Below are 12,570 nucleotides of genomic sequence, written 5' to 3' on the forward strand. Positions count from 1 at the left end.
GACTGCGCCTTCAGAAACGTGCCATTCAAGAGCGCGCGATGGTGCTGGTGCGGCGGATCTTCTTCTGCAGTTGCAGGATGCCGTGGATCAACGCCTCGGCCGTGGGCGGACAGCCCGGCACGTAGATGTCCACCGGCACGATGCGGTCGCAGCCGCGCACCACGGAATAGGAATAGTGGTAGTAGCCGCCGCCGTTGGCGCAGCTGCCCATCGAGATCACCCATTTCGGCTCGGGCATCTGGTCGTAGACCTTGCGCAGCGCCGGGGCCATCTTGTTGACCAGGGTGCCGGCCACGATCATCACGTCGGACTGGCGCGGGCTGGGCCGGAAGATCACGCCGTAGCGGTCCAGGTCCAGCCGCGACATGCCGGCGTGCATCATCTCCACCGCGCAGCAGGCCAGGCCGAACGTCATCGGCCACATCGAGCCGGTGCGCGCCCAGTTCATCAGCGCGTCGATGCTGGTGGTGGCGAAACCGCGCTGCACCACCGGGTTGTCGCCCGCCGGCCGCAGGATGTCGTCGACCAGGTTCAGCGGCTCCGGGTTGTGCATCACCCGGCTGACGGAATCCATCACTCCCATTCGAGTGCTCCCTTCTTCCACACGTAGGCGAAACCGACGACCAGCAGCAGCAGGAACAGGCCCATCTCGATCAACGCGATGAGGCCGATCTGCTTGAACACCACTGCCCACGGAAACAGGAAGGCGATTTCCAGATCGAAGATGATGAACAGGATGGCGAGCAGGTAGTAGCGCACGTCGAAGCGCATGCGGGCGTCTTCGAACGCCTCGAAACCGCACTCGTAGGGCGAGAGCTTCTCGGATTCGGGGCGACGCGGCCCGGCCAGCAGGCCGATGGCCAGCAATGCCACGCCAAGGCCGACGGCAACGCCGATGAACAACAGGACAGGCCAGTATTCGGCAAGCACGATGCAACTTACCTCCGCGCCAGGGGCGCATCAGTGACCGCGGGGATTTGCATCCAGCAACGCACGGTCCGGCGACTTCGATTCGGCAGGCCGACACGGCCGTGGACTTTTCAGCCTTGCCTGCAGGCTCTGCCGCCGCGCGCAGGCATCCGATGTCTCGCGGGATGGATCCGCGAATCCCGCCATTGTATCAGTGCGCATGGGCACAACAAGCCTTGACGACCGATGTGATGCGCATTAACACCCGACTGCGTGCAGGCACCATGATGACGCCATCACATGGTGTGGGTGGGGCGCTCGGAGGTCAGCGTGCCAGCCAGGATGTTTTCGATCCGGCTGCGGGCGGCTTCGGCATCGCCCGATTCGTTGAAGTGGATGCCGATGCCGGCGGTGCGGTTGCCCTGCGCGCCGACCGGGCTGATCCAGACCACCTTGCCGACCACCGACAGACGCTCGGTCTCCTCGGCTAGGGTCACCAGCAGCACCACCTCGTCGCCCAGCGAATAGGATTGCGCCGTCGCCGCGAACAGGCCGCCATGCTTGAGGAACGGCATATAGGCGTTGTACAGCGAAGCCGCATCCTTGATTTTCAACGAGATGATGCCCTGACGGGCGGCCATGGGTTTCATGCTGGGCTCCTGTCGGGCGCCGGAACCGCCCGATCGACGCCGCCGATCTTAGACGCTGCGCCCCACCGGCACCACCGTCACGACGCTTCGGCGAGGGCAGCCCGGTCAACCGGCCTGCGCGAGAGCCGCCGCGGCACCGCGGGATCGGCCCGGCAGCTCGCACCAGCCCCAATGATCGAAGATCCATGGCGAACGCAAGGTCAGCGCCAGCCGCACGAAGCGGGGATGTTCCGCTCCGGCCGGCGGCAGGTGAAAACAACCGGCCGGGTCGCGCTGCAGGGGGGCGTCGCGCCAGCGCCAGCTATGCACCCCCGCCGCACTGGCCACGCTGAGCTGCAACCACGGCCGCAGCCACATCGGCGGTTGCCACGGCAATGCCGTCGCGGCGCCGGGCGAGGTTTCCGCCACCTCCGCATACGCATAGCGCTCGGGACGGGCGGCAAGCCGGGCCAGGCGCTTGCCGCTCAGGGCCATCTGGCTGCGATGCGCCGCCAGCGCCGCACGCTTGTTCGCGGACTGCGCCGCCGTACCGCGGATCTCAACGGAGCGGTGACTCTCTTCCCGGCCGTGCACCAGGTACGTCAGCAGTGCCGGCGGCCGCGCCTGCCCGGCCAGCGCCAGGCGCACCAGCACATGGGCGGTGCCATGGTCGGGATGACGATCCGACAGCGCCGGAACTGCCACCAGATCGGGGCGGAACTCGCCGATCGCCGTGGCCAGCGTCGCCATCGCCGCGCCATTCGCCTGCAGCAGCACCTCGGTGAGGCCCATGTCCGGCCAGCCCAGCGACTGCAGCGCCGGCTCCGGCACGCCGAGAGTCTGCAGTGCCTGCAGCACTTCCGCATGGCGCCGCCGCCCCCAGCGTCGGCGATCGGCGGCACGGATCAGCAGGCGCCGTTCCAGCCAGCGTTGCGGCCACGGATTGTTGTCGCCCGCGGTCAGCAGCAGGATCCGCACTTCGCCGCCTGCCGCACGCACCTGCTGGATCAGCAGGCCGGTCGCGATGGTTTCGTCGTCCGGATGCGGCGCCACCACCAGCAGGCGGGTGCGCGCGGAAAAAGGCGGCAGCCCGCCGGCTCGATCCGTCGCCGGCGACACGCTGGCGTGCGCTCCGCTCACCGCCATTGCGCCAGCAGTTCCAGCAGCAGCAGGTCGGCGCGCAACGGCCCGCGCAGGCCCTCGCGGGTGCGGTTGGCCGCGTCGTACCAGTGGCCGAGCGCCTCGACATCCAGCGTGCTGGCCAGCGGCCCGTTGCCCGGCAGCGCGCGCGCCTTGATCTCGTCGGCGGCAGCCTGCGCGGCGAACCACAGCCGCTGTGCCGGCTCGCTGTCCAGCCAGCGCTTGACCACCTCAGTCGGCTGGCCGCGGCCCGCGGCCAGTGCGGCCAGATCCTTGCGCACTTCCTGCCGTCGCTCCAATGCGCCCTCCCCGGCCCAGGCCCTGGCCAGGCCGGGATTGCCGCCGGCCGCGGCGAGTGCGGCCGGCGCATCGCGCACGCCCTGGGCCTGCAGCCAGGCCAGCGCATCCGCCGTGGCGGGCAACTGGAACTCGATCCGCTGGCAACGGCTGCGGATGGTCTGCGGCAAACGCCACGGCGCATCGGCCAGCAGGATCAGCATGGTCTGCGCCGCCGGCTCCTCCAGCGTCTTCAGCAGCGCGTTGGCGGCAGCCGGGTTCATCGCGTCGGCCGGGTCGATGACCGCCACCTGCCAGCCGCCGAACTGGCTGCTCATGGCCAGCCGCGCCGACAGTTCGCGGATCTGGTCGACCACGATCTCGCTGCGCTGCACGCCGTCCTTGCGCAAGCCGAAGCCCAGCGCCACCAGGTCCGGGTGCGAACCCGCGGCGAGCAGCAGGCAGCTGCGACAGTGCCCGCAGGCGTCGCCGCCCGCTGGCTCGCCGCACAGCAGGCCCCGCACGAAGCGCTGCGCAAACGCGCGCTTGCCCAGGCCCGCGGCACCGCACAGCAGCAGGGCGTGCGGCAGCGCCTCGCGCTGCCGGCGCGCCTGCAACCGCGTCCAGTGTTCGGCGTGCCAGGGCAGCCCGTTCATGCCTGCGCTTCCCCGAACCATGGCGCCAGCGCCTGGATGGCGGCCTGCAGCACGGCAGCAGGTGACTGGCTGGCGTCGATCACCCGGAAGCGCGCCGGCTCGGCCGCGGCACGCTCGCGATAGCTGGCGCGTACCCGCTCGAAGAACGCATCCGCCTCGACCTCGATGCGGTCGGCGTCGCCGCGGCCCGCGGCGCGGGCACGGCCGGTCGCCACCGGCAGGTCGAGCAGCAGGGTCAGGTCGGGTTTCACGCCGGCGCAGGCCCAGCGTTCCAGTTCCGCAATGCGCTCCGCCGGCTGGCCGCGGCCGCCGCCCTGGTAGGCGTAACTGGCGTCGGCAAAGCGGTCGCACAGCACCCATTGCCCGGCTGCCAGCGCCGGCCCGATCACCTCGCGCACCAGTTGCGCGCGCGAGGCGAACATCAGCAGCAGTTCGGTCTCGGCGGCCAGCCCGCTCAGGGCCGGGTCGAGCACGATCGCGCGCACCGCCTCGCCGACGGCGGTGCCGCCGGGCTCGCGCGTCTGCACCAGGGCAACGCCATGCCGTTCGAGGTACGCACGCAGGCCTGCCAGCAAGGTGCTCTTGCCGGCGCCCTCGCCGCCTTCCAGGCTGATGAATTTTCCGCGCGCGGTGGTCATCGGCAGCGCTTCCGCTGGTAGCAGTCGACGTTGCGATTGTGTTCCTCCAGCGTGCGCGAGAACACGTGCCCGCCGTCGCCGCGGGCCACGAAATACAGCGTGTCGCCATCGGCCGGATGCAGCGCCGCCACCAGCGCTGGCTTGCCCGGCAGGGCGATCGGCGTCGGCGGCAGGCCGGCGCGGGTATAGGTGTTGTACGGCGTGTCGGTGGTGAGGTCGCTCTTGTGGATGTTGCCGGCGTAGCTCGCGCCCATGCCGTAGATCACGCTGGGGTCGGTCTGCAGCAGCATGTGGTTGCGCAGGCGCCGCACGAATACGCCGGCGATCTGCGCGCGCTCGTCCGGTCGGCCGGTCTCCTTCTCCACGATCGAAGCCAGGATCAGCGCCTCGTACGGCGAGGCCAGCGGCAGGCCCTGCGCGCGTCCCGCCCACAGTTCATCGAGCGTCTTCACCATTGCGGCATGCGCGCGCCTGAGGATGTCCAGGTCGCCGTCGCCCTTCACGTAGGCGTAGGTCTCGGGCAGGAAACGGCCTTCCGGCGTTTCGCCGCCGGCGCCGATCTTCTGCATGATCGCGGCATCGTCCAGCCCGGCGCTGTCGTGATTCAGTTTCTCGGCCCTGGCCAGCGCCTGGCGCAGCTCGCCGAAGGTCCAGCCGTCGACGATGGTGACATTGCGCTGCAACACCTTGCCGGCCGCCATGTTCGCAAGCAGCTGGCGCGGCGTGATGCCCGGCTCCAGCGCATACTCGCCGGCGTGCAGCCTGCCGGCCACGTGCGTCTGCCGGGCCAGCAGCCGCCAGTACCACGAATTGGCCGTGCTGAATCCGCGCTGGCGCAACTCGCCCACGATGGCCTTGAAGCTGCTGCCGCGACCGACGTCGATGCTCTCGCCCCGCGCCGTCACGTTCAGCGGCGTGGTCCCGAAGCGGGCGTAGTCGTTCCAGCCATAGGCCAGCGCGCCGGCAGCCACCAGCAGCACGATCAGCAGCAGCCGCGGCCATGCGCGCTTGCGCGTCGGTTTGTCGCTCATCCGTCCTGCTCCATCGGAAATCCCAGGTTGCGCCAATGCTGCTGCAGCTGGCGGGTCGTCGCGCCCGGCGCGTAGCCGCGGTCATCCAGCGAATGTACAGGCACGATGCCGCGCACGCTCGAACTGAGGAAAACCTCGCTGGCGCTACGCAGCATGGCCAGCGTCAGCTCGCCGGCCCGCGCCTGCGGACACGCCGCCAGCACTTCGGCGCGGGCCACGCCGGCCACGCCGCAACGATCCAGCACCGGCGTCAGCAGTTCGCCGTCGACCACCGCGAACAGGTTGGCCATGGTCGCCGAAATCACCCGCTCGTGGCTATCGAGCAGCACGCCTTCGGCGATCGCCGGGTCATTCCATTCCGCGCGTGCCAACACCTGCTCCAGCCGGTTCAGGTGCTTGATGCCGGCCAGCAGCGGCTGTTCCGCCAGGCGGATGTCACACACGCGCATGCGTACGCCTTGCGCATGGATCCCGGCGGCAACCGGTGGCGGTGCGAATGCGGCCACCACCCGTGTCGGCCGCGGCAATGACGGCAAGCCGTAGCCACGCTCGCCGGGACCACGGGTGACGGTGATGCGCAATACCGACTGCGGCATCCCACGGCTGACTTCCAACGCCTCATGCCACAGTTGCGCCGGATCGGGCGCCGGTATCCGCAAACGTGCGCAATCTTCGGTCAATCGCTGCATATGGCGCGTCCACAGCGGCGCCGCCGTGCCGACCAGGCGGATGCTTTCGAACAGGCCGTCGCCATAGGCCAGACCACGATCCAGCGCCGGCACCTGTTCCGTCGCCACGCCGTTGACCAGCAGGCGCGCCGTCATCAGTCCGGCACTCCCAGCGCGCGCAGCAGGCCGCGCGCCTTGGCGCGGGTCTCGTCCAGCTCGCTCGCCGCCACCGAGTCGGCCACGATGCCGGCGCCCGCGCGCAGGCTGACTTCATCGCCGGCCAGGGTCAGGGTGCGGATCAGGATGTTCAAGTCGAGCCCACCGTTGCGATCGAGATAGCCCAGTGCGCCGGTGTAGGCGCCGCGCGGCGCGTCTTCCAGCGCGGCGATGATTTCCATGCAGCGCACCTTGGGGCAACCGGTGATGGTGCCGCCGGGAAAGGTGGCGGCGATCACCTGGCCCGGCGTCACGTCGGCGCGCAGGCGTCCGCGTACATTGGAGACGATGTGGTGAACGTGGGCGTAACTCTCCACCACCATCAGCTCGTCCACCTCGACCGTGCCCGGCACGCAGACGCGGCCGAGGTCGTTGCGCTCCAGGTCGATCAGCATCACGTGCTCGGCGCGCTCCTTCGGGTGCGCGCTCAGTTCGCGGATGCGCGCCGCCTCGTCGTCGCCGGGCAGCCGCGGGCGGGTGCCGGCGATCGGCCGGGTCTGCGCCACGCCGTCGCGCACCTCGACCAGCCGCTCCGGCGAGGAACTCGCCACTGCCCAGCCACGCTGCTGCAACAGGCCGGCGAACGGCGCCGGATTGGCCCGGCGCAGCGCCGCGTAGAGCGCCGCCGGCATCGGCGGCGGCGCGTAGCGCGCGCGCCAGGCGCGCGACAGGTTCACCTGGAAAATGTCGCCGGCGTGCAGATGCTCGTGGATGCGCGCCACCCCGTCGAGGAATCGCTGCGGCGCATCCTCCTCCCAGGCGACCGGGGCCGCCAGCGGCGGCATCGGCGACGCGACGGCGAGATCGGCCTCCAGCACGTCGAGCAGGTGCTCGTGGCCCGCCTCGGCGACCAGGATCGTGCAATCGCGTCGATGGTCGACGATCGCCGCCACCGGACAGCGCACGGCCAGTGCCAGCGGGATGGCACACGGCGCATGCAGCTTCAGCGTCGGCTCGATCTCGCCGGCCAGCTCGTAGGCCAGCAGCAGCACCCAGCCGCCATGGAACGGCAGCCCGTCGCGCTCCAGCGGCAGCCGCTCGGCCCGCCAGGCCGCATCCAGCGCATCGAGGAAACGCCCTTCGCGCACGACACCCGCGTCATCGCGCAGGACGCCGTCGGCATGCAGGGTCAGCCGCTCGCCCGGAAACGCGAACAGGATGTCGTAGCGCGACTGCGCGGTGCCGTGCACCACGCTTTCCAGCAGGCACGGATAGCGGCCGGGAAACGAAGCGGCCGGCGCGAGCAGGTCGCGCCGGCCGGTCAAAGTACGGCGATGGCAGGTCACGCTCAGACGCGGCGGAAAGCCAGCGTGCCGTTGGTGCCGCCGAAACCGAACGAGTTGGAGATCGCCACGTCAAGCTTCGCCTCGCGCGCGGTGTGCGCCACGAAATCGAGGTCGCAGCCTTCGCCCGGTTCGTCCAGGTTGATCGTCGGCGGCATCACCTGGTCGCGCAGCGCCAGGATGCTGAAGATCGCCTCGACGCCGCCGGCCGCGCCGAGCAGGTGGCCGGTGGTGGACTTGGTCGAGCTCATCGCCAGCTTGTAGGCGTGGTCGCCGAACACCTTCTTCGCCGCCATCACCTCGCCCAGGTCGCCCAGCGGCGTGGAGGTGCCGTGCGCGTTGACGTAGTGCACGTCGGCGGGGTTGAGGCCGGCGTCGTTCAGTGCGGTCTGCATGCAGCGTGCAGCGCCTTCGCCGCCCTCGCTGGGTGCGGTCATGTGGAACGCGTCGCCGCTCATGCCGAAGCCGACCAGCTCGGCATAAATGCGCGCGCCGCGCGCCTTGGCATGTTCGTACTCTTCCAGTACCAGCACGCCGGCGCCGTCGGACAGCACGAAGCCGTCGCGGTCCTTGTCCCACGGACGGCTGGCCCTGGTCGGCTCGTCGTTGCGGGTGGACATGGCCTTGGCCGAGCAGAAGCCGGCCATCGCGGTGCCGGTGGTGGCGAACTCGGCGCCGCCGGCGATCATCGCGTCGGCGTCGCCGTACTGGATCATCCGTGCGGCCAGGCCGATGTTGTGCGCGCCGGTGGTGCACGCCGTCACGCAGGCGATGTTCGGCCCCTTCAGCCCGAACATGATCGACAGCTGACCCGAGACCATGTTGATGATCGAGCTGGGCACGTAGAACGGCGAGACCCGGCGCGGCCCCTTCGCGGCGAGTTCCAGCGTGGTCGCCTCGATCGTGTACAGGCCGCCGATGCCGGCACCGACCGCCACGCCGATGCGCGGCGCGTTCGCCTCGGTCACTTCCAGCCCGGAATCGCGCAAGGCCTGGGTGCCCGCCGCCACGCCGTAGTGGATGAACGGGTCCATCTTCTTGACGTCCTTCGCCGGCATCCATTCGGCCGGATCGAAGCCGCTGACCTGGCCGGCGATGCGCGTGGAATAAGCGGAAGTGTCGAAGTGGGTGACCGGACCGATCCCGCTGACGCCCTTGAGGACACGTTCCCAGGCGCTGGCGATGTCGTTGCCGACCGGCGAGATGATGCCCATGCCGGTCACTACCACACGTCGCTTGCTCATGCTGATGTTCCTTACGTGATTGCGTGGATCTGCCGTTGCCGGCAGCCGTCCCGCGCGGAGAGCGGGGAACGCAGCCCGTTCGTGTCCGGCGGGCGGGCCGCCCACCATACGGGATCGGACGTTACAAATTGCAGAAACGAAAACTGCGCCAAGATGGCGCAGCGTTCGGTGCCGCCGCGTGGATGGATCGACCCGCGCGAAGCAGGCCGGCCCGGCCGGCGGCGATCAATTCCGTGGCGATCAATCCTTGGAGTGGGCCTTGATGTAATCGACGGCCTGCTGCACGGTGGTGATCTTCTCGGCGTCCTCGTCGGGAATCTCGGTCTCGAACTCTTCCTCGAGCGCCATCACCAGTTCCACCGTGTCCAGCGAATCTGCGCCCAGATCGTCCACGAACGAAGCGTTCGCCGTGACTTCATCTTCCTTCACGCCCAACTGCTCGACGACGATTTTCTTGACGCGCTCTTCGATGGTGCTCATGTTGCCCATACCTCTCAAGGAGTAATTGATTTGTCTGTGCCGGCGCGAGGCCCGCGAAAGGCCGGCGCATTGTAGTGGCTAAACCGCGAGGCCGCCACGATTGGCCGATGACGAAGGCACGCTGTCCCCCCATGACCGGCGCGAAAGTGCAATTGTCGCCTAAAATGGGGCCGCTGGCGACAACTGCGTCCACCTGTCCTACGGCATGTACATGCCGCCGTTGACGTGCAGGGTTTCCCCGGTGATGTAGGCCGCCGCCGGCGAAGCCAGGAAGCCCACCGCCCGGGCGATGTCCGCCGCCTCGCCCAGCCGGCCCAGCGCGATCTGGCCGAGCAGCGCCTGCTTCGATTCCTCCGGCAGCGCGCGGGTCATGTCGGTGTCGATGAAGCCCGGTGCCACCACGTTGACGGTGATGCCGCGGCTGCCGATCTCGCGCGCCAGCGACTTGGAGAACGCGATGATGCCGGCCTTGGCCGCGGCGTAGTTGGACTGGCCCGGGTTGCCGGTGAGTCCGATCACCGAGGCGATCGAGATGATGCGGCCCTTGCGCGCCTTCATCATGCCGCGCAACACCGCCTTGGAAGTGCGGTAGACCGAGGTGAGGTTGGTGTCGATGATCGCCTGCCAGTCCTCGTCCTTCATGCGCAGCAGCAACTGGTCGCGGGTGATGCCGGCGTTGTTGACCAGGATCGAGATCGCGCCGGATTCCTTCGCGATCGCGTCGACCAGGCCCTCGACCGCGGCGCCGTCGGTGACGTTCAGCACGCGGCCGTGGCCGCCGTGCGCGGCCAGCCGATCGCCGATCGCGGCCGCGCCGCTCTCGCTGGTGGCCGTACCGATCACGGTGGCGCCCATCGCCGCCAGCTCGTCCGCGATCGCCGCGCCGATGCCGCGACTGGCACCGGTGACCAGCGCGATTTCACCTTGCAGTGGGAGGGTCATGTCGTCTTCTCGTGCTGTTCGTTAATGCGATCGTCCATGATCGCGAGGATCAAGAAGCAGCCATCCTTGGCTGCACTCTTCACAAAAGCCGTCGCTGCCTAGCCCCACTCCGCGCGGGCGGCGTCGAATTCGACGGGGGTGCCGATCGCGCGCGCCTCGACGCTCTTGTCGATGCGCTTGACCAGGCCGGCCAGCACCTTGCCCGGGCTGCATTCGGCGATGCGCGTGGCGCCGCCGGCGGCCAGCGCCTGCACGCATTCGGTCCAGCGCACCGGCAGGTACAGCTGGCGCTGCAGGGCGCCGCGGATCTCCTCGAGCGTGGCATAGCTCTTCGCCTCGGCGTTCTGGATCACCGGGATCGACGGCAGCTGCCAGCTCAACGCGGCCATGCGCTCGCCCAGCCGGTCGGCGGCTCCGCGCATCAGCATGCAGTGCGAGGGCACCGACACGGCCAGCTTGATCGCCTTCTTCACGCCCAGCTCGGCCAGCCGGGCCAGGGCGCGATCGACCGCCTCGGCGTTGCCGGCGATCACCAGCTGCCCCGGCGAATTGAAGTTGGCCGGCGCCACCACCTGCCCTTGCGCCACTTCCTCGCACACTTGCGCGGTCTGTACGTCGTCACCGCCGAGGATCGCCGCCATCGCGCCCACGCCGGCCGGCACCGCCGCCTGCATCAACCGGCCGCGCTCGGCCACCAGCGCCGCCGCGTCGTGCAGCGACAGCGCGCCGGCGCAGACCAGCGCGCTGTACTCGCCGAGGCTGTGGCCGGACAACTGCGCCGGCCGGGCGCCGCCCAGCTTCTGCCATACCCGCCATACCGCCACGCTGGCGGCCAGCAGCGCCGGCTGGGTGTGTTCGGTGCGGTTGAGCTGTTCCTCCGGTCCCTGCTGGCTGAGCGCCCACAGGTCGACTCCGGCGCCCTGCGAAGCCTCGTCGAACGCGGACTGCACCTCGGCGTGCGCCGCGGCCAGTTCGGCCAGCATGCCGACCGACTGCGAGCCCTGGCCGGGGAAAACGAAAGCGAGCGAAGCGGAAGTGGAACTCATGGATACGCGGATCCCGGTCGACGAAAACCGCCATGGTGCCAGCATCGCCGCCCATACGCAGCTGTATTTGCATGGTCCCTGCGGTGGCGCCGCCCGGGCGGGCGGCATCATGCAGGTGCGACCGCTGATCAGTAACGCAGCAGTGCCGAAGCCCAGGTGAAGCCGCCGCCGAAGGCCTCCAGCAGCAGGTTCTGGCCGCGCTGCACCTTGCCCGAGCGCACCGCGTAGTCCAGCGCCAGCGGCACCGAACCGGACGAGGTGTTGGCATGCTTGTCGACCGTCACGATGACCCGCTCCATCGACATGTTCAGCCGCTTCGCGGTGGCCTCGATGATGCGCAGGTTGGCCTGGTGCGGGATCAGCCAATCCACCTGCGACTCGTCCATGCCGGCCGCCTGCAGGGTCTCGCCGACCAGCGAGTCGAGCGTCTTCACCGCGACCTTGAACACCTCGCGACCGGCCATGCGGATGCGCACGCCGTGGTTCGGCTCGTCGCTGAAGCCGACCGAGACGCCGACCGGGTTGTACAGCAGTTCCTTGTAGCCGCCGTCGGCATGCAGGCAGGTGGCGTAGATGCCCGGCTCGCTGGAGGCTTCCAGCACCACCGCGCCGGCGCCGTCGCCGAACAGCACGCAGGTTTCGCGCTCGCTCCAGTCGACCATCCGGGTCAGCGTCTCGGCGCCGATCACCAGCACCTTCTTCGACTGCCCGCTCCTGATGAACTTGTCGGCCACGCCAAGCGCGTAGACGAAGCCCGAGCAGGCCGCATTGACGTCGAACGCGGCGCAGCCGTTCGCGCCGAGGCGGTGCTGCACCAGGCAGGCGGTGGACGGGAAGATGATGTCCGGCGTGGTCGTGCCGAGCACGATCAGGTCGAGTTCGGACGCCTTGACGCCGGCTGCCTCCAGCGCCTGCTGCGCGGCGCGGAGGGCCAGGTCGCCGGTGGTCTCGCCGTCGGCGGCGATGTGCCGCTGGCGGATGCCGGTGCGGGTGCGGATCCACTCGTCACTGGTGTCGACGATCTTTTCCAGGTCGGCGTTGGTTACCACGCGCTCCGGCAGCGCGCTGCCGGTGGCGATGATGCGGGAGTAGATCTGGGCCATTCGGCTGTCCGTCAAACGTAAATGGGGATTGAACGCCGCGAACGGCGCCAGCGCAACCGCCCGATGCGGCATTTGCGGCATCCATCAACGCAAAACGGCGCGTCGCCGCGCCGTCTCGCATGATCGCATCGGGGAACCCGGGGGTTCCGCGAGGACGATCAGTCCTCGACCGACACCGCGCCCTTGGTCTCGACCACTTTCTTGCCGCGATAGTAGCCGTCCTTGGTGACGTGGTGGCGCAGGTGCACTTCGCCACTGGTCGGATCGGTGGACAGCTGCACGGTCTTCAACGCGTCGTGCGCACGACGC

15 protein-coding genes are annotated in these 12,570 nt (G+C 69.3%); all 15 read right to left on the reverse strand.

Annotation, left to right across the window (positions count from 1 at the left end; translation table 11 throughout):
- Positions 1–25: 25 nt before the first annotated feature.
- On the reverse strand, positions 26–583 hold the full coding sequence (locus RHOFW104R8_RS06955) for an NADH-quinone oxidoreductase subunit B family protein (protein ID WP_007513194.1): 558 nt from the start codon (positions 581–583) through the stop codon (positions 26–28).
- Positions 574–930 (reverse strand): NADH-quinone oxidoreductase subunit A, encoded by a 357-nt coding sequence (locus RHOFW104R8_RS06960; protein ID WP_068091061.1) that lies wholly within the window; start codon positions 928–930, stop codon positions 574–576. The genes RHOFW104R8_RS06955 and RHOFW104R8_RS06960 overlap by 10 nt, the downstream gene beginning before the upstream one ends.
- Before the next feature lie 275 nt (positions 931–1,205).
- Entirely contained in the window at positions 1,206–1,559 is a 354-nt protein-coding gene (locus tag RHOFW104R8_RS06965; protein ID WP_068091064.1) for a PilZ domain-containing protein, read from the reverse strand.
- Positions 1,560–1,664: 105 nt separating this feature from the next.
- A complete protein-coding gene (locus tag RHOFW104R8_RS06970) occupies positions 1,665–2,684 on the reverse strand; it encodes a PIG-L deacetylase family protein (protein WP_068091066.1) in 1,020 nt (339 codons plus the stop codon).
- The gene (holB, locus tag RHOFW104R8_RS06975) at positions 2,675–3,610 is read right to left on the reverse strand and encodes a DNA polymerase III subunit delta' (RefSeq protein ID WP_068091068.1); all 936 of its coding nucleotides are present in this window, start codon (positions 3,608–3,610) and stop codon (positions 2,675–2,677) included. Before holB ends, RHOFW104R8_RS06970 begins: the two co-directional genes overlap by 10 nt.
- Positions 3,607–4,248, reverse strand: a complete 642-nt coding sequence (gene tmk / locus RHOFW104R8_RS06980; RefSeq protein ID WP_068091071.1) for a dTMP kinase — start codon at positions 4,246–4,248, stop codon at positions 3,607–3,609. Before tmk ends, holB begins: the two co-directional genes overlap by 4 nt.
- Positions 4,245–5,279, reverse strand: coding sequence for an endolytic transglycosylase MltG (mltG, locus tag RHOFW104R8_RS06985; protein WP_068091074.1), 1,035 nt, complete (start codon positions 5,277–5,279; stop codon positions 4,245–4,247). Before mltG ends, tmk begins: the two co-directional genes overlap by 4 nt.
- On the reverse strand, positions 5,276–6,103 hold the full coding sequence (gene pabC, locus RHOFW104R8_RS06990) for an aminodeoxychorismate lyase (RefSeq protein ID WP_068091076.1): 828 nt from the start codon (positions 6,101–6,103) through the stop codon (positions 5,276–5,278). Before pabC ends, mltG begins: the two co-directional genes overlap by 4 nt.
- A complete protein-coding gene (locus RHOFW104R8_RS06995; RefSeq protein ID WP_068091078.1) occupies positions 6,103–7,449 on the reverse strand; it encodes an aminodeoxychorismate synthase component I in 1,347 nt (448 codons plus the stop codon). The genes pabC and RHOFW104R8_RS06995 overlap by 1 nt, the downstream gene beginning before the upstream one ends.
- Positions 7,450–7,451: 2 nt before the next feature.
- Positions 7,452–8,690 (reverse strand): beta-ketoacyl-ACP synthase II, encoded by a 1,239-nt coding sequence (fabF, locus tag RHOFW104R8_RS07000; protein WP_068091081.1) that lies wholly within the window; start codon positions 8,688–8,690, stop codon positions 7,452–7,454.
- Between the two features lie 240 nt (positions 8,691–8,930).
- A complete protein-coding gene (gene acpP / locus RHOFW104R8_RS07005) occupies positions 8,931–9,170 on the reverse strand; it encodes an acyl carrier protein (RefSeq protein ID WP_007513179.1) in 240 nt (79 codons plus the stop codon).
- 198 nt (positions 9,171–9,368) lie between these two features.
- Positions 9,369–10,112, reverse strand: coding sequence for a 3-oxoacyl-ACP reductase FabG (fabG, locus tag RHOFW104R8_RS07010; protein WP_068091083.1), 744 nt, complete (start codon positions 10,110–10,112; stop codon positions 9,369–9,371).
- Between the two features lie 98 nt (positions 10,113–10,210).
- Entirely contained in the window at positions 10,211–11,158 is a 948-nt protein-coding gene (gene fabD / locus RHOFW104R8_RS07015; protein ID WP_068091085.1) for an ACP S-malonyltransferase, read from the reverse strand.
- Between the two features lie 128 nt (positions 11,159–11,286).
- On the reverse strand, positions 11,287–12,261 hold the full coding sequence (locus RHOFW104R8_RS07020; RefSeq protein ID WP_068091087.1) for a beta-ketoacyl-ACP synthase III: 975 nt from the start codon (positions 12,259–12,261) through the stop codon (positions 11,287–11,289).
- Positions 12,262–12,419: 158 nt separating this feature from the next.
- The coding region (gene rpmF, locus RHOFW104R8_RS07025) for a 50S ribosomal protein L32 (protein ID WP_068205428.1) at positions 12,420–12,570 on the reverse strand (151 nt) is incomplete at its 5' end.

This window comes from Rhodanobacter sp. FW104-R8 (assembly GCF_001617365.1).
Taxonomy (GTDB): Bacteria; Pseudomonadota; Gammaproteobacteria; order Xanthomonadales; family Rhodanobacteraceae; genus Rhodanobacter.